The sequence below is a fragment of the Corynebacterium sp. UBA4397 genome (assembly GCF_002390965.1).
GTDB lineage: Bacteria > Actinomycetota > Actinomycetes > Mycobacteriales > Mycobacteriaceae > Corynebacterium > Corynebacterium flavescens.
The window spans coordinates 32669-54803 of record NZ_DGRD01000031.1; the positions used below are offsets into that span (position 1 = coordinate 32669).

Below are 22135 nucleotides of genomic sequence, written 5' to 3' on the forward strand. Positions count from 1 at the left end.
GTCGCGATCCGCGGCCTCTACCCCCATCACCTAAGGTGGTGGGGGTGAACCTTTCTCAAATGCTGCCTGATCTCGCCGAAGTCCCCGAATCCGTCGTCGACGAAGTTATTTGGGATACATTCGTCTCGTGGACCACTCAGCGCGGAATCGTCTTATACCCCGCCCAAGAGGAAGCGGCGCTGGGAATACTGGCCGGTGATAACGTCATCCTGGCCACGCCAACCGGTTCAGGCAAGTCCATGGTGGCCAACGCCGCGCACTTTATTGCGCTCTCGCGTGGCCAGCGCAGTTTCTATACCGCACCCATCAAGGCCCTAGTGAGTGAGAAATTCTTCGCCCTGTGTGAGATCTTCGGACCAGAGAACGTGGGCATGATGACTGGGGATGCCACCGTCAACGGCAAGGCCCCCATCATCGCCGCCACCGCCGAAATCGTGGCCAATATTGCCCTGCGGGATGGCGCGGAAGCCGATATCGACCAAGTGGTCATGGATGAATTCCACTACTACTCTGATCCGGAGCGCGGCTGGGCCTGGCAGGTGCCGCTGCTCGAGCTGCCGCGCGCACAATTCCTCCTCATGTCCGCCACCTTGGGCGATACCACGTGGCTCGAAGAGGATCTCACGCGCCGTACCGGCAGGGTGACCACCTTGGTCGCTGGCACGACCCGGCCCGTCCCCTTGGACTTCTCCTATGTCTTTAGCCCCGTGCATGAGACGGTCGAGGCGATTCTGAAGGAGGGCAAGGCTCCGGTCTATGTCGTCCACTTTTCCCAGCGCGAGGCCTCCGAACGCGCCCAGGCGCTGACCTCCCTTTCCGGGATTATCACCAAAGAGGACAAGGCGGCGCTGGCCACGGAACTGGCCGGCTTCCGCTTTACGACGGCGTTTGGACGAGACCTCTCCAAGCTCCTGCGCCGTGGCATCGGCGTCCACCACGCCGGCATGCTGCCCAAGTACCGCCGTTTGGTGGAGAATCTCGCACAGAAAGGCCTGCTGAAGATTATCTGCGGCACCGATACCCTCGGCGTCGGGATCAATGTGCCCATTCGCACGGTGTTGATGACTGGCCTGGCTAAGTACGACGGCACTCGCGAGCGCATTCTCAAATCGCGCGAGTTCCACCAGATCGCCGGGCGCGCAGGACGCGCAGGCTACGACACCGAGGGCACCGTCATCGTCGAGGCCCCCGAGTATGAGATAGAGAACGCCAAAGCGCGGCGCCGCCTCGGAAATGATCCAGCACGTCTGAAGAAGCTACGCAAGAAGTCCCCCCGCGAGGGCGAGGTGTCATGGTCGGAGAAAACCTTCGCACGGCTGACCCAGGCCGAACCGGAGGAGCTCACTTCGCAGTTCCGGGTGTCTAATTCGATGTTGCTCAACGTGCTTGCCCGCCACGGCAACGGCTACGAGCACCTCAGGCACCTGCTGCGTGACAACCACGACACCCGCAGCAAACAGAACCAGGAAATTCTGCAGGCCATCTCGCTGTTCCGCGGCCTAGTCAACTCGGGCGTGGTACAGAAATCGACCAAGGGGCTCGACATCTATGGCCGGCCTTATCACCTCGTGCGTGCACTGCCGCGTGACTTCGCCCTCAATCAGCCCCTCGGGCCTTTTGCCTTGGCTGCGCTGAGCCTGCTCGACCCGGAATCGGAGTCCTATACCTTAGATGTGGTTTCGGTATTCGAGGCCATTGTTGATGATCCGCGCCAAATCCTTATCGCACAACAGAAGGCCGCCCGCGGCGAGGAGATCGCCGCGCTCAAGGCCGAGGGTGTGGACTATACGGAACGCATGGCCATCGTCGAGGAGATTACCTGGCCCAAGCCCCTCGAAGAACTGCTCGAGCAGGCCTATGACACTTTCGCGGAGACAAATGCGTGGGTCAAGGACTTCCAGCTGCGTCCCAAGGCCGTTGTCCGCGACATGTTGGAGAAGTCCATGACTTTCTCTGATCTCATCGCCACCTATGGCCTGGCGCGTTCGGAGGGCGTCGTCTTGCGCTACCTCACTGATGTCTGGCGCACGCTCAAACAATCGGTGCCGGACGAGTACAACACCCCCGAACTGGAGGATATCGTGGTGTGGCTGGGCGAGCTTATCCGCCAGGTAGACTCCTCGCTCGTCGATGAGTGGGCGCAGATGGCCGGGGAAGATTCTCCCATCTCGCAGGCAGACCTCGACCGTGAGCTGGCCTTCGGCGTGGAGGATCCGAGCGCGCTTACCGCCAACCGGCGCGCTTTTTGCATCATGGTGCGCAACTACTTCTTCCGTCTGGTTCAGCTTTTTGCTCTGGAGAAGGAGGACAGGCTGGCGCAGCTGGTTGACTACCTCGACGAGGTCCCCGATTTCGGCGCGGCCCTCGATGATTACTTCGAGGAATACGATGACATTGATACCGGTCCTGCCGCGCGCGGCCCGGAGTACTTCCGAGTCTCAGGTCAGGATTCACGGCGCTGGTCCGTGCGGCAGATCTTTAAGGACCCGCAGGGCGACAACTCCTTCGCACTCGTCGGCACAGTTGATCTCGACGCCTCCGATGAGGAAGGCGAGGTCCGGCTCTCAGAACTCCACCTCGAGAGCTAGTTCCAGTCAGTGAAATGCTAATCCCAAAAGGGGTTAGTTTTTCTCATTGTTTGCGGCGGCCACTACTGTTTTTCCCATGAAAAGCACTGCCGCCAGTACCAGCCTCCCCATAGTGGAGGCCGAGGCCAAACCAGAAACTGCCGCCACCACACCGCCGCGGGGCATGGGCCCGAAGACGTTCATCATGAAGGTCCTCAACGGCATCTCCGTGGCCGTCGTCGTAGCGCTCGTGCCGCAGGCCCTCTTGGGCGAAATCGCCAAGGCGCTCCTGCCCTACTGGTCTGGGGCTGCTACCATCTTGACGCTCACCGGGCTCGCTGCCTCCCTCATGCCCGTTCTCATCGGCGTGTTGGTCGCCATGGAATTCAAGCTCACCCCCATCCAGACTGCCGCCGTGGGCATCGCCGCCATTTGCGGCTCCGGTGTGGCCACGGTCGATCCGCAGGGCGGCTTCCACTTTCAGGGCACGGGCCTTGTCATCAACGCCGGGCTCACCGCAGCCATCGCCGTGCTCCTCATCTTCCTCATCGGCGAAAGGCTCAAGAGCTACACGGTCCTCTTACTCTCCACGCTGGTGACACTCATCGCCGGCGGAATCGGCTGGGTTGTGACCTACCCGGCGGTCAAAGTGCTCACCGAATGGCTGGGAAGCCTCGTCAACGGCGCCACCGGCCTCCAGCCCGTTGTCATGGGCGTCATCTTGGCCGTGCTCTTTTCCTTCCTCATTGTCTCCCCCGTATCGACCGTGGGCGTTGCAACGGCCATCTTCATGGAGGGCGTCTCCTCCGGTACTGCTAACCTCGGCGTCGTAGCAGCGGGATTCGGCCTCCTCGTCGCCGGGTGGAGAGTCAATGGCTTTGCCAACTCCATCCTGCACGTACTCGGCTCCCCCAAAGTACAGATGGCGAACATGCTCTCGCGTCCAGTTACCTTCCTGCCGATTATTTCCAGCGCCGCGATCTTGGGTGGCATCGGCGGTGCCTTGGGAATCTCGGGTACCGCGATGTCGGCAGGCTTTGGCATCTCCGGTTTGATGGGTCCTCTCGCCGCGCTCAACTATGAGGGCTGGGGCTGGAGTGCCTCGAACCTCATCATCATCGCTGTAGTCTACCTCGTCATTCCCATCGCGCTGGCCTTGTTCTTCACCTTCTTGTTTGAAAAGGTCTTGCATTTGACCAAGGCCGAGTACTACCGCCTCGACTTCGAATAAGCGGGCATAGAAAAGCTCCTCCGCGCCGGCATTATCTGGCGCGGAGGAGCTTTTCTATAGAGTTACGCTGTCTTAGCGAGCGGCCTCAATCTGCACGGTTTGTGCAACGGCCTGAATCACTGCACCAATCTTGACGGCCTCCCAAATCTGTTCCTTGGTCAGGCCCTCTTCCTGCAAGGTCTTGGTGTGGGCCACCAAGCAGTGCTCACAGCCGTTAATCGCGGAAGCGACAGTGTTCCACAGCTCGAAGTTAGCCTTTTCGACGCCCGGCTTGGCAATGATGTTCATGCGCAGACCGAACTTGACCTGGGCGAAGTCATCCCCCAACCAGCCCTTGGCGCGGTATGCCACGTTATTCATTGCCATGACAGTAGCTGCACCAAGTGCGGCCTCGACGGCTTCATCGGAGAGGTGGTCCTTGGCCTCGGCGATAACCTCAGCGAGGACGGTGTCATTGCGGGTGGCGGCCGCAGCAGAAAGCAGGCTGCCCCACAGCTGCTCCTCGTTGAGCTCGGTTGAGCGAGTGAGCGAACCGAGGTTGAGCTTCTGATCTTTAGCATAAGCAGGCAGAGAAGACTTAAGGTTTTCAATAGACATAACGTTTACTCCCGTGATTCTTAATAGGTGTTTTCAGTGATTACCCCAATAAAGGCCCCGCCGAAAGCGGCGGGGCCCAAGGCGCTTAATTATAGAGAGGACTGAACAACGTCAAGCTTGTTGATGTTCTTGGTGGGATCATTAGCTTCCCAGTTGCAGGCGCATACCTCTTCGGACTGCAGAGCATCAAGCACACGCAGAACCTCGTCGACGTTACGGCCAACAGCATCAGGGGTAACGGAAACGAACTGGATAACGCCATCGGGGTCGATGATGAAGGTGGCGCGGTCAGCAACACCATCAGCGTTTTCCACGCCGAGTGCGCGGATGAGGTCGTGGCGCACGTCAGAGAACATGGGGAAAGGAACTTCCTTCAGGTCCGGGTGGGTTGCACGCCAGTTGAAGTGAGCAAACTCATTATCGGTAGAACCGCCGAGTACCTGCGTGTCGCGGTCCTGGAACTCCTCATCCAACTTGCCAAAAGCGGCAATCTCAGTTGGGCAGACGAAGGTGAAGTCCTTCGGGAAGAAGAATACGACCTTCCACTTGCCCTCATACTTATCCAAAGACACCTGCTCGAAGTAATCCTCCGGCTGGTTTGCGTTGACGTCATGCAGGTCGCCTCCCTTGAGGGCAGTGAGGTTAAACTCTGGGAACTTTTCGCCAACAGTCATGATAGGCATTATGTACTTCCATCTCCTTGGAATACGCGGGGTCGCTATAGATTTTTCTACGCTTGGGCAGTATCGCCGAGCCCTTTCGGCCCAACGACTCCATTATGCCTCATTGCGCCCACGCCGTCAATAGGAAAACCTATTGACATATGTTACACTTATAGGTATGCACAATAAGGAGTATCGGCCCACCCTCGCACAGCTACGCACCTTCGTTACTGTGGCAGAAAACAAGCACTTCGGCACGGCGGCGGCCAAACTCGAGATCTCCCAGCCTTCCCTCTCGCAGGCGCTCGTCGCACTCGAGCAGGGCCTCGGGGTCCAGCTCATCGAGCGCTCGACCCGCAAAGTTATTGTCACCTCTACGGGAGAAAGCCTTTTACCCTATGCCAAGGCCACGCTCGAGGCCGCGGATGCATTTCTCTCCCACGCCAAGGGGGCACACGGCACTCTAACCGGCCCGCTGACAATAGGAATCATCCCCACCATCGCGCCTTATATCCTGCCCGACCTACTCAATTCCATTAACTCGGCCTACCCAGATCTGCGGCCGCTTTTTGTGGAGGAGCAAACCAAACACTTGCTCAGTAAGCTGCGGGACGGCCATATTGATCTTGCCATCATCGCGCTTCCCGCCGAAGCGGCCGGACTCGTTGAGGTCCCTCTTTATAAGGAGAAGTTCGCAGTAGTCACTCCGTGGGACAACCCCTTAGCCGGCGTGGAGGACCTGCATTTAAGCCAGCTCAAGGAATTTGACCTGCTCTTGCTCGATGACGGGCACTGCCTGCGTGATCAGATAGTCTATCTCTGCCGCAGAGCACAGCTCAACCCCACCGAGACCACCAATTCCGTCACCAGGGCGGCCTCCCTGACCACAATCATGCAGCTTGTCATGGGGGGTCTAGGCACCACGCTGGTCCCCGAGTCCGCCATCGCAACCGAATGCCGCGACAACCGCCTCGCCATCGCCCACTTCGCTCCTGACGTCACCGCGGAGCGGGAAGTTGGAATGGTCTATCGCGCCTCAGCTGCCCGCGCTGAAGAGTTTCGCCAGTTCAGCACGCTCGTCACCGCTGCTTTCGAAAAAGCTCTCAAACGCTCCCGCCGCGTAGAGCGCTAAGCACTCTGCAGGCTAGCCGCGCACTGGCGGTAAATATAGGCCGTGGCTAGCTGGATAGCCGGCAAGATGACCAAGAAGCCTAGGAGCAGGGTGACAATGCCCAACAGGGAAAGCAGGAAGGTAAGCAGCGTCAGCAACAGAAGCTGTCCATAGTTCTTCTTGCCAGCGGCAAAGCCCATGCGGATGGAATCGCCGATGCTATTGCCGTCTGCAGCAAACCACACCATCAAGGTGTAGAGCGGCTGGATGAAAAAGCCCACCAGGGCGACGACGAAGATGACCCTCATGAGGCGGCCGAGCATAAACAGAAGATCGTCATCACTAATCTGCGTGGCATCAGCATTCAACGTGTTAAAGAACTCTGCACCTACGAAGGCCAAGACGAGTCCGCTAATGCAGATAGCAACCACAATCTGTACTACTACCATGATGGCAAAAGGCTGCAGCCACTTCACATTCTTGCCCACATGGGACCATCCGGTGGTGGGATCATCAATCTGGTAGAGGGCCAGACGCATGGCGATAAGGACCAAAATGGTGGTCACCAAGGTGGTCACAATCTCAGAAATGAAACCGCCTGGGCCGCCAGCTGAGCTGGAAGAATTAGCACTCATCGCCCCAAGAGCCGCACTGACGGCCATGGTGATGGCGCCACACAGCAGCGCCCCGAGCACCCACAGCTTGGCATTGCGGAAGGTGGCCTTAAAACCCCAGGATATTGCGGCGGTAGCGCTCGGGGCGGCGCCTAGCGGACCCGCTGCAGGCCCCGTGGGCGCCTGGTACTGATTGCCCTGAGCGCTGTAGGCGCCATAAGCAGGAAGCCCCGGCGCTGCCCCGTAGCCCGGCATGTCCTCCGGGTGGTTGGTCGGCTCATAGCGCGGCATGTTTCCTTCGCCACCGTAGCCATAACCTCCGTTGCCACTGCTGCCATTGCCAAAGCCCCCGTCGTTGCCGTTGCTACTGTTGTCCTTATTCGCCTCATCGTTGTTACCCGGCTGCGAATCAAATGGGTTGCTCATCTTTCTTTCCTTCCTGCTTTATCTCCTAGTTTTGTCGCCTAAATCCTAGCAGCGTTGTGGCCTTTTAGCGCCTCCAGGTAGGATTCCCCACAGACATGTCGAACCCTAATACTCCCTCCCAGCAAGCCGCTGCGCCGAGCCATTCAGACCTTTATTCCTCGCTCGAGTCCGTTCCCTTGGCGGATGCGCGCGCCCTGCGCCGACGCCTGAAAAAGGCGCGTTCCCCCCACGCGCTTTCCGCCATCGCGGAAGACATTGCCAAAGCCCAGAAGCGGGTAGCCGCCATCGCGGAAAATATCCCGCACATCGACTACCCGACTTCTTTGCCCGTCGTCGCGCGCAGGAAGGAAATCGCCGATGCAATCCGCGACAACCAGGTCGTCATCATCGCCGGCGAAACCGGCTCAGGCAAGACCACCCAGATCCCTAAAATCTGCCTGGACTTAGGGCGCGGGCGGCGCGGGCTCATCGGCCACACCCAGCCACGGCGTCTTGCTGCGCGCACGGTGGCGGAAAGAATCGCCCACGAGCTCGGCCAGAAGATCGGCGAGAGCGTTGGCTACGCCATTCGCTTTGATGATCGCGTCTCCCCACACACTGCGGTCAAGCTGATGACTGACGGAATCCTTCTAGCCGAAATGCAGCGAGACCGCTTCCTCAACGCCTATGACACCATCATCATCGACGAGGCCCACGAACGCTCTCTCAACATTGACTTCCTCCTCGGCTACCTCAAGCGCCTCCTGCCGCGGCGCCCCGACCTCAAAGTCATCATCACCTCCGCGACGATTGATCCGCAACGCTTTGCGCAGCACTTCGCCAATGCCAAAGGCAATCCGGCTCCGGTGGTGGAGGTTTCTGGGCGTACTTACCCCGTCGAAATCCGCTACCGTCCCCTTGAATTCGAGGCGGGCGGAAAGCTCATCGACCAAGATCCGCTCGACGGACTCTGCGAGGCCATCGAAGAGCTCATGCAGGCCGGCCCCGGCGACATCTTGTGCTTCTTTCCCGGCGAGCGTGACATCCGCGACGCCATCGAGGCCATCGAGGCCCGCAAGTGGCGCGGCGTCGAGGTCACTCCCCTTTTCGGGCGTTTGTCCAACGAGGAACAGCATCGCGTGTTTAGCTCGCACCGCGGGCGCCGAATCGTGCTCTCCACCAATATTGCGGAGACATCACTGACCGTTCCCGGCATCCGCTATGTTGTCGACACCGGCACAGCTCGCATTTCTCGCTACTCCACCCGCACGAAGGTCCAACGCCTTCCCATCGAGAAAATCTCGCAGGCCAGCGCCAATCAGCGCTCAGGGCGCTGCGGGCGCGTTGCGGACGGCATCGCCATCCGCCTCTACAGCGAAGATGATTTTGCCTCTCGCCCGGAGTTCACTGATCCCGAAATCTTGCGCACCAACTTGGCCAGCGTCATCCTCCAGATGATCTCGCTGCGGCTGGGAGATATCTCCGCCTTCCCCTTCATCCAACCTCCTGAGCCCAAGGCTGTACGCGACGGCTTGTTGTTGCTCCACGAGCTCGGTGCCCTCGAAGACGCGGAGAAGGACGGGCTACCTGTGCTCACCCATGTCGGCCGCGAGGTGGCACGCATTCCCGTCGATCCCCGCATGGCCCGCATGCTCGTCGAGGCTAATCGCTCCGGATGCCTCGACGACGTCATTGTCATCGTCTCCGCGATGACCATCCAAGACGTTCGCGAACGCCCCTTGGAGGCGCAGGCCCAAGCCGACCAAGCCCATGCCCGCTTCAAGGACAAGAGTTCAGACTTCCTCTCGATGCTCAAGCTGTGGGACTACGTCCAGGAAAACCGCGGCGAGCTCTCCGGCAACGCCTTCCGCAAGCGCATGAAGGCCGAGTACCTGCACTACATGCGCATCCGGGAGTGGTTTGATTTGGTGCGTCAGCTGCGCGACGTCGCCAAGCAGCTGCGCTGGACCCAGCGCCACCAGGAATCCACCGAGCGCCGTGCCGCTGACATCCACCTCAGCCTCCTAGCGGGGCTGCTGTCGAATATTGGCGCCCGCGACGGCGAGTCCAAGGAGTTTCAAGGCGCCCGGAATACCCGTTTCCGTATCTTCCCCGGTTCTGCCCTGGCAAAAAAGCCGCCGGAGTTCGTCATGGCCGCTGAGTTGGTGGAAACCTCGCGCCTGTGGGCCCGCGACGTCGCCGCTATCGATCCGGCCTGGGTGGAAAAGCTCGGCGCCAAGCTGCTTAAGCATCACTATTCCGAGCCGACGTGGTCGCGCAAGCGGGCGGCGGCCGTCGTGCACCAGAAATCCACGCTCTATGGAGTACCCGTCGTGGCCGATCGCGTTGTCCCCTATCACCGCGTCGATGCCCAGGCCGCGCGCGATATGTTCATTCGTGAGGCGCTAATCAAGGGAGACTGGCATACTCAGCACCGCTTCTTCCACGATAACGTGCGCAAGCTGGAGGACGCCGCGGAGTACGAGGACAAGGCGCGGCGCCGGGGAATCGTTGTTGACGAGGACGTCCTCTTCGACTTCTACGATCGCCGCCTGCCCGAGTCCGCCACCACAGGGCGTCACTTTGATGCCTGGTGGAAAAAGCAACGCCGGAACGATCGGGACTTTCTCAACTTCGACCCAGATGCCCTCGTCGGCGACAATCAGGACGTGACCGAGGAGGCATTCCCCGATCATTGGCGCAAGGGCTCCATCGACTACGAGCTTTCCTATAAGTTCGAGCCGGGCGACCCCCTCGACGGCGTGACCGTTCTCGTGCCAGTGCCGCTGTTGGCCGGGCTCGACGCGCCGGGTTTTGACTGGCTGGTTCCCGGCCTGCGGCTTGAGCTCGTCACCGAGATGATCCGATCTCTGCCCAAGGCGCTGCGCCGCACCGTGGTCCCCGCCCCCGAGTTTGCCGAGCGCGCCCTACCGCGCCTCATCCCCTACGAGGGCCCACTTTCTGTGCAGCTTGCCGACGTCCTCCGCGAGCTGGGCGGCCACGGTATCAACGCCAGTGATTTTCGTCCCGACCGGCTGCCGGATCACCTGCGGATGAACTACGCCGCTATTGACAAACGCGGCCAACTCATCGACTGCGACCGTGATCTAGCCGCTCTGACCACACGCCAGGCCAGCCACATTAAGTCCTCGGTTTCCCGGGTGGGGCGCAAGGCGGAGTCCGCTGCAGTCGAGGAGTGGACCTCTGACAACATTGGCGCCGTGGAGGAAGAAATCACCACCACCGTTGATGGGCACGAGGTCAAGGCCTACCCCGGGCTGGTCATTTCCGAGGAGGGCGTGTCCTTAAGGGTTCACCCCACCCAGGCCGCTGCGCAAGCTTCAATGTTTAGCACGACGCTGAGGCTACTGTTGCGCGAAATCACCGTCTCAGGGCCGCAAATGGTCAAGGGCCTTCCGCTCCAGCAGCGAGTCGCGGTTGATTCTTACCCGCACGGCGGTGCAGAAGGACTAGTCAAGGACGCCCGCGTGGCAGCCGTGCGCGACCTGCTCGTTGAGGCCGGCGGTGCAGTACGCACGCCAGAAGAGTTTAAAAAGCTCGTAGCCACGATTAAACCCGCAGTCCCGGGGCGTGTCCGCCAGGTGGTTGTCTCCTTGGCCCCAGGGCTGGTGGAATATGTCTCGCTATCCCAAGAACTCAAGAAGTGGGAAGGCCCTGCCATCGATGACATGCGCAGCCAGCTTAGCTTCTTGTTGCCACCCAACGCGATCACACTGCACGGGATCTCCCACCTGCGCCACCTGCCACGCTACCTGCAGGCAATGCGAATCCGTTTGGAGGAGATGTCCCTAGACCCCGAAAAAGATGACGATCGCCAGCGTGACGTAGACGAGGCCAAGGCCTACCTCAACAACCGGCTCAAAGCCCTTCCAGCCGGACGTGAGAAGTCCAAAGACGTCAAGGATATTCGCTGGATGATTGAAGAGCTGCGAGTTTCTCTATTTGCGCAGCGGCTAGGCACAGCCCACGCGGTCTCGTTACGCAGAATCCAAAAAGCAGCCGACAAGCTCCGCTGACCTCTCGCCGAGCCACCACCCCTGCCCTAGTCGCCGAGACTGCTGGAGCGCAGGAGGAGGAGGCGACGCGCCCTCCTCCTCCAAGGAGATAGGTCTAAAAGTCTCCGCGGTCTCTGCGCCGCATCAAGCGGATTTCGGACTCAAAGTCGTCAGCGTTCTCGAAGGACTTGTAGACAGAGGCAAAGCGCAGGTACGCGACCTCGTCGAGGTCACGCAACGGCTCCAAAATGGCGAGACCAACATCGTTAGCATTGACCTGGGAGGAGCCATGACTGCGCACGGTCTCTTCGACCTGCTGCGCAAGCTTCTTGAGCGAATCATCTGATACATCGCGCCCTTGGCACGCCCGCCTGACACCGCGAATAAGCTTGTCGCGGCTGAAAGGTTCCGCCAGACCGTTGCGTTTTAGCACCAATAGCACCGCCTTTTCCACAGTGGTGAAACGTCCTTTGCAGGCAGTGCACTCCCGGCGGCGCCGAATTGCAGAACCACCATCGACCACGCGGGAATCGATGACCTTTGACTGCTCATTATGACAAAAAGGACAGTACACGGTGCGAATCTCCTTCGAACGGTGGCGACGAGGCGCGAACAGCATTAACCGTTCCTATCCTAGTTCGCGGTAGACAGGTGAGACTAACCGGCGATACGTCTAGGAGTCCGCCTAGAGCAGTGGGCTGCCTAACGCTGCGAGGACACCCCTGTTACGTGGGGTGCTCCTGCGCCCATCCCAGGCTCTTCAGAAGCAGTAAAGCCGCCCAAGACGATGGAGATCATGAGAGCAAAGCCAAAGATGCTGCCGAGCAAATAGCTTCCTTTGTTCGAATCGTGGCTCTCGGACGGCACCTGCGCCTGCGCGCTATACCGCGCGACTTTCGCACTAGATACTGGTGGAGCGCCTGTTCTACTAATCACGCTGAGAGTGCGAACCCCTCCCGCATGTGAACATCCATTTCCCCGCCCGACAACTCGACTGCGTTCCGCCTGGGGCTCCCAGACGCTTGCCCTGCGCACTACTTGCTGGCGACGCTGTCCTGCAGCTAGATGTGCGCTATTGCGGTCTAAACGAAGTGTCATGCCATTGTCCTTTTTGTATGTAACCTATTGGCGCTTACTGTAGCGAGAGTCATTGACTGGACCCTGGCCTTAAGTCGCCATTATGTTCGAATTAGCTTCTACGTTCGATTTATAGCACGGTATCGAACACCTGTCCACACTTAGCGGATATTTCTCGAACATTCGTGCATAACGTGATATAAAAGAACGAGCACTAGTCCATAGTTCGCCCCCCGGAAGGGAACCATGCCACGCACTCCAGCCAAAAGCTCGGGAAAGCCAGACATCACCAAGCTCTCAGATCGCCAACGTCGCATCCTTGACGTCATCCATGACGCGGTGATGCTGCGTGGCTATCCGCCTAGCATTCGGGAAATTGGGGATGCTGCGGGCCTGCAGTCCACCTCTTCCGTGGCCTACCAGCTCAAACAGCTGGAGGAGAAGGGGTTCTTGCGCCGTGACCCCAATAAGCCACGCGCCGTCGACGTTCGCCACCTCGATACCGAACACTCCTCCCGCACAAAGAGGCACACCCCTGCGGCCTCTACGCCGCCTGCAGAGGATGCTTCTGTCGTTTCTTATGTTCCGGTGGTCGGTCGCATTGCCGCTGGTTCGCCAATTACGGCCGAGGAGAATATCGATACCTATTTCCCCCTTCCCGGAGATATCCTCGGGGGCGGAGAACTCTACATGCTCAAAGTTGTGGGTGATTCCATGCGGGATGCAGGCATCTTGAATGGAGATTGGGTCGTAGTCCGCTCTCAGTCTGTCGCGGAGGAGGGTGAGTTCGTGGCTGCTCTCCTTGACGGCGAGGAGGCTACGGTTAAGGAGTTCCACCGCGATTCCTCGGGCATCTGGCTCCTGCCTCACAATGAGGCCTACTCCCCCATCAAGGGCGATGAAGCCGACATCATGGGCAAAGTGGTTTCCGTATTCCGCCGCCTCTAGCGCACTGCAACGCAACAAAGGCCTGACTCGCGTTGGGTCTTTGTTGCGTTTTCACCCCCGTTTAGTTGGTTTTCCTTCGCCGCTCAGGAAAGTGACGAGTCTCTAACAGTCCACCAAAACCCCTTGTAATGGCCATTTTCCACGCTAAGGTGCCCACGATCTCCGATTATTTTTGTTTGGTTCCGTTTACTTGTTCCCAAAGTCTGTCAGAATGGAGGAATAGCACAGGGGCCGCCCCAGTAGGCTTCGGGTCCCCCATAGCCGCGAACCTGCAAAAGGAGACATACATGTACGCCGAGGAGCGTCGCCGGCAAATCGCTTCCCTCACGGCGGTGGAGGGAAGAGTCAACGTTACCGGGCTCGCAGAGCGCTTTGATGTCACCGCTGAAACGATTCGCCGAGATCTAGCCGTCTTGGACAAGGAGGGCGTGGTCCATCGTGTACACGGTGGCGCCGTGGCTTCCCGCTCCTTCCAGACCGCTGAGTTCACGCTGGACACGCGGCAACGTTCCGCTTCGGGCGCCAAGGCCGCCATCGCTCGCGCAGCGCTCGACTTCATCCCGCACGGCTCCGCGAGCATCTTCCTCGACGCAGGAACTACGATAAACGCTCTTGCTGATCTGATTGGCCAAAGATACAACAATGAGCAGGTAAGTATCGTCTCCAACTCCCTACCCATTGCTCTCTCGCTCGCCAGCAACGGCGTCCCCAACGTCCAACTCCTCGGCGGGACCGTTCGCGCCATCACGCAGGCCGTCGTGGGCGATACTGCCCTGCGCACCATGGCGCTCATGCGTGCCGACGTCGCCTTCATCGGCACCAACGCACTCACGCTAGATCATGGCTTGTCGACGGCGGACCCCCAAGAGGCCGCCATTAAATCCGCCTTTGTTACCAATGCTCACAAGGTGGTTGTCCTGTGCGATTCCAGCAAACTTGGCAACGATTATCTTGTCAGCTTCGCCGCCATTGGTGATATCGATGTCGTTGTCACCGATGCTGGAATCCCGCAGTCCTTCATCGACGCACTCAGCGAGCGCGAGATCGACGTCGTCGTCGCCGACGAATAGTGCCGCTTGAGGCCAATTAGGCCAGCAGTAGCGCAAGCAAAAGAGGTGCCTCCCCTTTTAAAGGGAAGTACCTCTTTTCGCGTTCTGGAGAGTTTAGTTCTTGAACTGCTCCATGACTTTGAACACGCTCGCACGCGCTTCGGTGGGGCCTTCTGCGTCGATAGCAGCCTCCGCCATCTTCTGGCATTCTTCGAGCGTGACCTCAGCCAACTGCGCACCAACTCCTGCCACAGCCGTCGAAGCGGCCGACAGAGAGTTGACGCCAAGACCGGTGAGAACACAAGCCAGAACTGGGTCAGCTGCAGCCTCGCCGCATACCCCGACCGGAACGTTGTTGTCCCGCCCGACCACGCACGTATGCCGGATGAGGCGAAGCACCGCCGGCTGCCACGGATCCGTAAGATAAGCCAACTGCGGGGAGAGGCGGTCAGCAGCCATGGTGTACTGCGTTAGGTCATTGGTGCCGATGGAAACAAAGTCCAAGTGCGGCATGATCGTATCCGCCATGAGCGCAGCGGCGGGAACCTCGATCATGGCTCCCGGGGTCAGCCCGCGCTCGCGGCACAGGCCGGCGAACCACTTCGCCTCAGTCGAAGTCGCGACCATAGGAGCCATTACCCACGTAGGAGCGTCCTCGCCGCGCTCCGCTGCAGCCTGCGCAATAGCATCAAGCTGGCGGGTAAGCAGGGCCTCGTTATCACGAGCAACGCGCAAGCCGCGCACACCCAGGGCCGGGTTTTCCTCCGACGTCAGCGTGGCGTAGGAAATGGGCTTATCAGAGCCTGCATCGAGCGTGCGTACGACGACCTTCGAATGCGGGTAGGCATTGAAAACCTTGGCGTAGATACGCGCCTGCTCATCGACGGTGGGTTCCTCGCTGGCCGAGAGGAAAGAAAGCTCCGTGCGATAGAGACCAATGCCTTCTGCTTGGGAGTCGGAGGCGATGCGGGCGGCGTTTCCATCGGCCACATTCGCCAGCAGCTGAACGCGATACCCATCCTTGGTTTCGGCAGGACCACGCCATTGCGCCACGCGGGCGGCCTTTTCGCGATACTCCTCGACCGCCTTGCGCGACTCAGCGGGATCGACGCCGAGGCGCACGGTTCCCACTGCCCCGTCGACGAATACGAGCTCCCCGGATTCAATCTCGCGCAGGCGTGCACCCACAGCGACGACGCACGGAATGTTGAGCTGCCTAGCGATGATCGCCGTGTGACTGGTCGGCCCGCCCAGCTCGGTCACGAGGGCCTTAATGTGGGCGGTGTCTAGAGTGGCGGTATCAGCAGGAGCGAGATCCGCAGCAAAGAGAACTGCCTCGCCCTCAACCAAGGGCAGCCCTGGCTCTTGCTCGCCACGCAGCTCTGCGATGACGCGGTCACGCACATCCTTCAAATCGGTGGTGCGCTCAGCCATAACGCCGCCCGCCGCTTCGAACATGGTGACAAACTTATCGGTGGCACCCACGGTGGCGTATTCCGCGGATTTACCTGCCCGGATGCCTTTGCGCACGGCCTTGTGCCAACCGCGGTCCTTGACCATGCCCGCGGTGGCTCCCAGGACTTCTGCGGCCTGGCCATCCGCGCCGGCGGCGCGCTGTTCAAGGCGGGAGGCAACGATGTCTATCGCTTCGAGGAACCGGTCATACTCGGAATCGCGACGCGACTCCTCGATCGGCTCCCCCGCAGTGGGAAGATCGGGCCGCGGCCGTACCCACACGGCCTCGGCGTAAGCGACGCCAGAGACAACTCCGGTTCCTTTGATAGTGGACGGGGATGCGTTACTCATAACCACAATTCCTTCGAAGAGTTAGTTTTTCTTTAACCCAGAACATCACAAACCGGGCAAAAAAGCAATGAAAACCACACTTATTTGATTGACATTCGGACACAAACGGGCAACAATCGACATTAGGCGGGAGAATCCACCACACGGCAATAGCCTGCGCGTTTTCTCCCAATATACGCACAATGCCGAAGGGACGGATGCCCACCATGATCCTCACGCTGACCCCCAACCCCAGCATCGATGTCACTCTCTCACTTGATGAGACCCTCACCCGCGGAGCCGTGCACCGCGCGGCGCAGGTAACCCAAGTGGCCGGCGGAAAGGGGGTCAATGTCTCCCACGCCGCTTTCCTTGCCGGCGAAGAGACTACCGCCCTCTTCCCCGCTGCCGAAAGTGATTCTTTTCTCACTCTCATATCTGAAGCACAGATTCCAGCCCAGGCGGTTCGCATCGCCGACAAGGTCCGAATCAACACCACCGTCACAGAGCCCGACGGCACGACCACCAAGATCAACGACCCCGGCCCCGCCCTCAGCCAGGCCGAGCAGCGCTCACTCATCTCCAGCCTCGAAGGGCTCGCGGCCAAGGCCGAGTGGATCGTCATGGCCGGATCTCTGCCCCAGGGCGTGCCCGTCGACTGGTACTCCCAACTCACGGCCGCACTTCGCACTGCGGCCCCGAACGCACGCATCGCCGTCGATACTTCCGACGCCCCCATGCAAGCCTTGGGAGCCAACCTCGACGCCGCCGCCCCGCACCTCATCAAGCCCAACGGGCTCGAGCTCGGTCAGCTCACCGACACGGACGGTCTCGCCTTAGAAAAGGCTGCCGAGGAAGGGGACTTTAGCGGTGTGGTGGAGGCGGCACGCGTCGTCGTCAAGCGCGGCATCGACGAGGTTCTTGTCACCCTTGGCGGGGCTGGAGCAGTCCTCGTCACCGCCCAGGGTGCGTGGAAGGCCACCCCGCCGCCTGTGACGGTGCGCTCAACCGTGGGTGCTGGGGATTCTTCCCTGGCTGGCTACATCCTCGCCCGAAAAGCAGGCAAGGACTTCGCCGCCGCGCTCGCGCAATCGGTCGCCTACGGCACCGCGGCTGCGGGCCTGCCCGGAACGCAGATTCCTGCGCCGGAAACGCTTAACATTGAAGAGACCACCGTTTCACTCTTGTCATAACAACCTCATCCAACTTGAAGGAGCTCTACTCATGACAACCGATCTCATCACCAGGGACCTGGTGGCGCTAGACGCGGACTTCGGCGACAACGTCGAATCCGTCATCACCCACCTCGCCACCTTGGTACACAACACCGGGCGTGCCAGCGACGTCGAAGGACTAGCCCAACCCGCCATCAAGCGCGAATCCCAGGCCGGAACGGGTGTTCCTGGCGGAGTCGCTATCCCCCACTGCCGCTCGGAGGTCGTCTCCGAACCTACCCTGGCTTTCGCCCGCCTCTCCCGCGGCGTTGATTTCTCCGGCCCCGACGGAGACGCCCACCTGGTATTCCTCATCGCGGCACCCGCCGGCGGCGGCAAAGAACACCTGCGAATCCTGTCCAAGCTCGCCCGCGCGCTAGTTAAGAAGGACTTCCTGGAAGCCCTGCGCACCGCCCAGACCGAAGACGAGATCGTTAAGCTCGTCCTCGACGTGGTCAATGCCAAGAAAACCAAGAAGGCCCCCGCCCCAGCAGCGGAAGAAAAGCCCGCCGACGACTCCAAGGCAACGCGGGTCGTCGCGGTTACCGCCTGCCCCACAGGAATCGCGCACACCTACATGGCAGCCGACGCGCTGACCCAAACCGCCGACGCGCGGGACGACGTCGATTTGACCGTAGAGACCCAAGGCTCATCCAACAATGAGTCCGTGTCGCAGGCCACTATCGACGCGGCCGACGCCGTCATCTTCGCCACCGACGTCGGAGTGCGCGACCGCGAGCGCTTCGCAGGCAAGCCTGTCATCGAATCCGGCGTCAAACGCGCCATCAACGAGCCCGGCGTCATGCTCGATGAGGCTATCGCCGCCGCCCACAATCCCAACGCCCGCAAGGTCGCAGGGACGGCCGGTTCTGCGCCAGCCGAAGCCGCCGGCGAGGGCGAGAGCCTGGGGTGGGGCAAGCGCATTCAGCAGGCCATCATGACGGGTGTTTCCTACATGGTTCCCTTCGTCGCGGCCGGCGGACTGCTCCTCGCACTAGGCTTCCTCTTCGGAGGCTACGACATGGCCAACGGCTGGCAGGCCATCGCGACCAACTACTCGCTGACTAACCTGCCCGGCCACCAAGTCGAGGTCGATGGCGCACTTATGACCTTCGATCGCGCTGGATTCATGCTTTACCTTGGTGCGGTACTCTTTGCCACTGGCCAGGCGGCGATGGGCTTTATCGTCGCAGCGCTATCCGGCTACATCGCCTTTGCCTTCGCCGGACGTCCCGGCATCGCCCCCGGCTTCGTAGGCGGCGCTATCTCCGTGACCTTGGGCGCCGGGTTCATCGGCGGTCTTGTCACTGGTCTGCTCGCCGGCTTCATCGCGATGTGGATTGGCAAGTGGAAGGTTCCGCGCTGGATCGGCTCCCTCATGCCCGTCGTCATCATTCCGCTTTTGACCTCGCTCGTCGTTGGACTCTTGATGTTCCTGCTGCTCGGCGCACCGCTGGCTAACCTCATGGCGGGTCTGCAGAACTGGCTGTCGTCGATGTCTGGTTCTTCCGCTGTGCTGCTTGGAATCATTCTAGGCCTGATGATGTGCTTCGACCTGGGCGGTCCCGTCAACAAGGCTGCATACCTCTTCGCTACCGCCGGCCTTTCCACCGGAGACGAAGCGTCTATGCAAATCATGGCTGCGGTCATGGCTACCGGCATGGTTCCGCCCATCGCGCTCTCCCTTGCCACCTTCGTGCGCAAGAACCTGTTCACTCCCGCCGAGCAAGAAAACGGCAAGTCCGCGTGGTTGCTGGGTCTGTCCTTCGTGTCCGAGGGCGCAATCCCCTTCGCTGCGGCGGATCCCCTGCGCGTCATCCCTTCGATGATGGTTGGTGGCGCAGTCACCGGCGCGTTGTCCATGGCCTTCGGTGTAATTTCGCGCGCTCCGCACGGAGGCATCTTCGTGTTCTTCGCCATCGATCCTATCTGGGGCTTCCTAGTATCCCTGGCTGCAGGAATCGTAGTTTCTGCAGTCGCAGTTATCGCGATGAAGCAGCTGTGGCCCAATAAGACCATCGAAGCAGCAGCTGCAAAAGAAAGTTCCGTGGCAGCCTAACCCAAAGGCTCGTACACTGGTTAGAGATTAATTCGACTTCAACGAAAGGTTAGGATCCCATTATGGCTTCCAAGACTGTAAAAGTAGGCTCCTCCGTTGGGCTGCACGCTCGCCCAGCTTCCATCATCGCTGACGCTGCCGGAGAGTACGACGAGGACATCTTCCTCACCCTCGTCGGTGACGAGGACGAGGACGAGACCGATGCTGCGTCTTCCCTGATGATCATGGCTCTCGGCGCCGAGCAGGGTGACGAGGTCACCGTCACCTCCGAGAACCCTGAGGCCGTAGAGAAGATCGCCGGTCTTATCGAAAAGGACCTTGACGCGTCTTAATTCTCCACGCTCCGCTAACCCGCCTCCTTAAAATCAGGAGGCGGGTTTCGCGTTTTAGGGCCGAGCCCAGGGAGGTATCCACACTACCTTGCCTGCTATGCGCTCTAGCCGCCCTCGGCTCGTGAGCGCCAACGGGTCATCACTATTGACCCCGTTGTGATAGGCGCAGCAGGTAGCCAGATTCCCCGGGTTAGTCTCTCCCCCGCGACTCCAGGCTTTGAGGTGATGAGCCTGGGCGCTATCCGCGGGATGGCTGCAGCCGGGCCAGGCGCAACGGGGATTTTCCGCTGACATCATAAGGCGCTGCTTTCTGCTTGCGTGACGCGAGGCACGATAGAGATTGACCGGCCCCTCGAGCGGGTGAATCAAGGTCACGTAGCCGTGCTCGAGGAGCCGTTTGCGCGCCAGCTCGGCTCCGGTTATCGTCGCCCCGTTCGTCATCGTCACCGTAACTTCATCACCGCGACCTGACACAACCTTGTCGAGTTGATCCAGCTCAATAATGACATTCGTAGCCGCAGCCGGTGCAGAGCCTGCTCCGCCACCGAAGAAGATCTTCTGGACAGAATCCAACGGAGATTGGGGGTCTATCGCCGCGCTCAGCTGGGCCACCAAATCTGAAGGGCCGGTTATTGTCAACGTCCACGGAGCCCTCGCACGGCGAGTCAGCCGCACGCCCTGGCTCGGCGGCCGCGGGACAGCCAATTCTCGAACCAGCTCGCGTGCGCGCCTTTCCAGCTGCGCTGCCGACTCTCCCCGAGTACACAGCTCTTTGCGCAGCAGCCAGGCAGAGCGCCGAGAAGACAGGCGTTGTGCGTAGCGCTCGATCATGCGCAGCGTCGACAGCACGTGGCGGCTCCCGCGCGCTGCAGCTTGCATCGCCGTATAGGCAGTCGGCCCGAAGTAGATGTGAGCTAGGCCCAGAATTTCGCGCGTGTCTGTATCGCTGGCACCCATCTCGAGGAGCTCGCCTTCTTGCTTGCCCCAGGCCGCGGCGAGGATATCCATGCCGGGGGCTGCGGCGACAATATAAGCTTCAAGGGCGTCCATGGCTCAAAGACTATGGCCGCTTACCATCCGCTGGCTAGATCCAAGGCGCCAACCTGTGGATAACTTGTTGCCCGCGTCACCAAACAGAAACCAAACTAGGCAATCAGTAGCGCGCGCCGCGACCTTCTCCGACCTTCTCGTAGAGCCACTTGGCAACCGGATAGACCACGATAACCCCCACTGAGCCCCAGGCAATGCCCTCCAAAGATACGGAACCAATGGATAGCGTGAGGTTTCCAATACCCGCGATAAGAGCCACTGCTGCGCAGGTCAGGTTCACCGGATTGTTGAAATTGACCTTGTTATCCATCCAGATGCGGATACCTAGCATCCCGATGAGGCCGTAGAGCACCAGTGTCGCCCCTCCCAAGACTCCGGTGGGAATAGTAAAAATCAAGGCCCCGAACTTGGGGATGAAGGCTAAACAGATGGCGAATACCGCAGCTACCCAGTAGGCCGCGGTGGAGTAAACCCGAGTAGCCGCCATCACGCCAATGTTTTCGGCGTAGGTGGTCGTGCCCGAGCCGCCGAAACCACCGGCGATGGAGGTGGCGAGGCCGTCGGCGATGAGAGCATCGCCGGCGAGATCATCGAGGTCACGCTTGGTCATCTCGGACACAGCCTTGACATGGCCGATGTTCTCGGCAATAAGGACGGCGAGGACCGGTAGCGCGACGATGATCGCAGAAAAATGGAACTCCGGGGAATGGAACTGCGGCAGCCCCACCCAGGCGGCCTCGCGGATGGTTTCCGCTGTGCCTTCGGCAAGATTGCCCGTCAGCGCTGCAAACAGCCAGCCGATAACCACTCCAATGAGGATTCCCAGGCGCGCAACCATTCCGCGCCCGCCCACGGTTGCCGCGACGATGGCCACGAGCGTAACGAGAGCCACCAGCGGCTGCGTCTGGAAGTTGGAGGTGGCAGCCGGGGCAAGATTCAGCCCGATAAGCGCCACGATTGCACCTGTGACAGCCGGCGGCATGACCGCATCAAGCACCTTGCGCCCGGCGGCCTTAACTGCGAAGCCGATGAGCACCAAGACCACACCGGTGACAAGTATCGATCCTGCCTGAGCACTTATTCCATACTGTTGGGATGCAGTCAAAGGCGCAATAAAGGCAAAGGAGGAACCAAGGTAGGATGGCAGGCGGTTGCGGGTGATGAGCAGGAAGAGGATCGTGCCCACGCCCGAAAAGAGCAGAGTGGTATTGACGGGGAAACCCGTCAGTGTCGGCACCAACAACGTGGCGCCGAACATTGCCACCACGTGCTGCATGCCGATGCCGATGGTGCGGCCCCAACTCAGTCTTTCTTCGGGGGCGACGACCGCGCCTGGTTCAATCTTGCGGCCGTCACCGTGGACGCGCCATCCAAAAAATGTACTCACGAACCCCAATTATGGCCTATCCGGCCCCAAA

General features: G+C 60.2%; 17 protein-coding genes. 9 read left to right on the forward strand and 8 right to left on the reverse strand.

What is annotated here, in order from left to right; all coding sequences use genetic code 11:
- Positions 1–44: 44 nt before the first annotated feature.
- Both B2696_RS06865 and B2696_RS06870 read left to right on the forward strand, forming a co-directional pair.
- Positions 45–2588, forward strand: a complete 2544-nt coding sequence (locus tag B2696_RS06865) for a DEAD/DEAH box helicase (RefSeq protein WP_286954649.1) — start codon at positions 45–47, stop codon at positions 2586–2588.
- A 184-nt stretch (positions 2589–2772) separates the two neighbouring features.
- Complete coding sequence (locus B2696_RS06870) at positions 2773–3798, forward strand: PTS sugar transporter subunit IIC (RefSeq protein WP_376778848.1); 1026 nt, start codon at positions 2773–2775, stop codon at positions 3796–3798.
- Between the two features lie 72 nt (positions 3799–3870).
- On the opposite strand, the gene B2696_RS06875 is transcribed toward B2696_RS06870, so the two are convergent.
- Both B2696_RS06875 and B2696_RS06880 read right to left on the reverse strand, forming a co-directional pair.
- Positions 3871–4395: a carboxymuconolactone decarboxylase family protein gene (locus B2696_RS06875; RefSeq protein ID WP_286954651.1), complete on the reverse strand. Its 525-nt coding sequence runs from the start codon at positions 4393–4395 to the stop codon at positions 3871–3873.
- 89 nt (positions 4396–4484) lie between these two features.
- On the reverse strand, positions 4485–5078 hold the full coding sequence (locus B2696_RS06880) for a peroxiredoxin (RefSeq protein ID WP_276622855.1): 594 nt from the start codon (positions 5076–5078) through the stop codon (positions 4485–4487).
- 157 nt (positions 5079–5235) lie between these two features.
- On the opposite strand from B2696_RS06880, the gene B2696_RS06885 reads away from it, so the two are divergent.
- Complete coding sequence (locus B2696_RS06885) at positions 5236–6189, forward strand: LysR substrate-binding domain-containing protein (protein WP_286954653.1); 954 nt, start codon at positions 5236–5238, stop codon at positions 6187–6189.
- Here B2696_RS06885 and B2696_RS06890 read toward each other — a convergent pair.
- Positions 6186–7208 (reverse strand): hypothetical protein, encoded by a 1023-nt coding sequence (locus tag B2696_RS06890; RefSeq protein WP_286954655.1) that lies wholly within the window; start codon positions 7206–7208, stop codon positions 6186–6188. The two genes, B2696_RS06885 and B2696_RS06890, sit on opposite strands and share 4 nt — an antisense overlap.
- A gap of 95 nt (positions 7209–7303) precedes the next feature.
- On the opposite strand from B2696_RS06890, the gene hrpA reads away from it, so the two are divergent.
- The gene (gene hrpA, locus B2696_RS06895) at positions 7304–11224 is read left to right on the forward strand and encodes an ATP-dependent RNA helicase HrpA (protein WP_286954657.1); all 3921 of its coding nucleotides are present in this window, start codon (positions 7304–7306) and stop codon (positions 11222–11224) included.
- Between the two features lie 94 nt (positions 11225–11318).
- Here hrpA and nrdR read toward each other — a convergent pair whose 3' ends face one another.
- Together nrdR and B2696_RS06905 are read right to left on the reverse strand one after the other, a co-directional pair.
- Positions 11319–11777: a transcriptional regulator NrdR gene (nrdR, locus tag B2696_RS06900; RefSeq protein WP_075731167.1), complete on the reverse strand. Its 459-nt coding sequence runs from the start codon at positions 11775–11777 to the stop codon at positions 11319–11321.
- Positions 11778–11905: 128 nt separating this feature from the next.
- Positions 11906–12031, reverse strand: a complete 126-nt coding sequence (locus tag B2696_RS06905; protein ID WP_255312466.1) for a hypothetical protein — start codon at positions 12029–12031, stop codon at positions 11906–11908.
- Positions 12032–12526: 495 nt separating this feature from the next.
- Here B2696_RS06905 and lexA point away from each other — a divergent pair, with 495 nt between their 5' ends.
- Positions 12527–13228 (forward strand): transcriptional repressor LexA, encoded by a 702-nt coding sequence (lexA, locus tag B2696_RS06910; RefSeq protein WP_075729956.1) that lies wholly within the window; start codon positions 12527–12529, stop codon positions 13226–13228.
- Between the two features lie 287 nt (positions 13229–13515).
- On the forward strand, positions 13516–14298 hold the full coding sequence (locus B2696_RS06915) for a DeoR/GlpR family DNA-binding transcription regulator (protein ID WP_286954660.1): 783 nt from the start codon (positions 13516–13518) through the stop codon (positions 14296–14298).
- Between the two features lie 93 nt (positions 14299–14391).
- On the opposite strand, the gene ptsP is transcribed toward B2696_RS06915, so the two are convergent.
- The gene (gene ptsP / locus B2696_RS06920; RefSeq protein ID WP_286954662.1) at positions 14392–16083 is read right to left on the reverse strand and encodes a phosphoenolpyruvate--protein phosphotransferase; all 1692 of its coding nucleotides are present in this window, start codon (positions 16081–16083) and stop codon (positions 14392–14394) included.
- A gap of 206 nt (positions 16084–16289) precedes the next feature.
- Here ptsP and B2696_RS06925 point away from each other — a divergent pair, with 206 nt between their 5' ends.
- From B2696_RS06925 to B2696_RS06935, 3 genes are all read left to right on the forward strand, one after another.
- Positions 16290–17255, forward strand: a complete 966-nt coding sequence (locus B2696_RS06925) for a 1-phosphofructokinase family hexose kinase (RefSeq protein WP_276622926.1) — start codon at positions 16290–16292, stop codon at positions 17253–17255.
- 31 nt (positions 17256–17286) lie between these two features.
- On the forward strand, positions 17287–19335 hold the full coding sequence (locus B2696_RS06930; RefSeq protein WP_286954664.1) for a PTS fructose transporter subunit IIABC: 2049 nt from the start codon (positions 17287–17289) through the stop codon (positions 19333–19335).
- Between the two features lie 62 nt (positions 19336–19397).
- Positions 19398–19667, forward strand: a complete 270-nt coding sequence (locus tag B2696_RS06935; RefSeq protein WP_075729960.1) for an HPr family phosphocarrier protein — start codon at positions 19398–19400, stop codon at positions 19665–19667.
- A gap of 54 nt (positions 19668–19721) precedes the next feature.
- Here B2696_RS06935 and B2696_RS06940 read toward each other — a convergent pair whose 3' ends face one another.
- Both B2696_RS06940 and B2696_RS06945 read right to left on the reverse strand, forming a co-directional pair.
- Entirely contained in the window at positions 19722–20717 is a 996-nt protein-coding gene (locus tag B2696_RS06940) for an HNH endonuclease signature motif containing protein (protein WP_286954666.1), read from the reverse strand.
- A gap of 103 nt (positions 20718–20820) precedes the next feature.
- Entirely contained in the window at positions 20821–22104 is a 1284-nt protein-coding gene (locus tag B2696_RS06945; protein ID WP_075729962.1) for a uracil-xanthine permease family protein, read from the reverse strand.
- Positions 22105–22135: the final 31 nt, after the last annotated feature.

Bases quoted from the DNA above. Each gene is read 5' to 3' on its own strand.
- B2696_RS06870 (WP_376778848.1), top strand. From the start codon at position 2,773: ATGAAGGTCCTCAACGGCATCTCCGTGGCCGTCGTCGTAGCGCTCGTG.
- B2696_RS06875 (WP_286954651.1), bottom strand. From the start codon at position 4,395: ATGTCTATTGAAAACCTTAAGTCTTCTCTGCCTGCTTATGCTAAAGAT.
- B2696_RS06880 (WP_276622855.1), bottom strand. From the start codon at position 5,078: ATGCCTATCATGACTGTTGGCGAAAAGTTCCCAGAGTTTAACCTCACT.
- B2696_RS06885 (WP_286954653.1), top strand. From the start codon at position 5,236: ATGCACAATAAGGAGTATCGGCCCACCCTCGCACAGCTACGCACCTTC.
- B2696_RS06890 (WP_286954655.1), bottom strand. From the start codon at position 7,208: ATGAGCAACCCATTTGATTCGCAGCCGGGTAACAACGATGAGGCGAAT.
- hrpA (WP_286954657.1), top strand. From the start codon at position 7,304: ATGTCGAACCCTAATACTCCCTCCCAGCAAGCCGCTGCGCCGAGCCAT.
- lexA (WP_075729956.1), top strand. From the start codon at position 12,527: ATGCCACGCACTCCAGCCAAAAGCTCGGGAAAGCCAGACATCACCAAG.
- B2696_RS06915 (WP_286954660.1), top strand. From the start codon at position 13,516: ATGTACGCCGAGGAGCGTCGCCGGCAAATCGCTTCCCTCACGGCGGTG.
- ptsP (WP_286954662.1), bottom strand. From the start codon at position 16,083: ATGAGTAACGCATCCCCGTCCACTATCAAAGGAACCGGAGTTGTCTCT.
- B2696_RS06925 (WP_276622926.1), top strand. From the start codon at position 16,290: ATGATCCTCACGCTGACCCCCAACCCCAGCATCGATGTCACTCTCTCA.
- B2696_RS06930 (WP_286954664.1), top strand. From the start codon at position 17,287: ATGACAACCGATCTCATCACCAGGGACCTGGTGGCGCTAGACGCGGAC.
- B2696_RS06935 (WP_075729960.1), top strand. From the start codon at position 19,398: ATGGCTTCCAAGACTGTAAAAGTAGGCTCCTCCGTTGGGCTGCACGCT.
- B2696_RS06940 (WP_286954666.1), bottom strand. From the start codon at position 20,717: ATGGACGCCCTTGAAGCTTATATTGTCGCCGCAGCCCCCGGCATGGAT.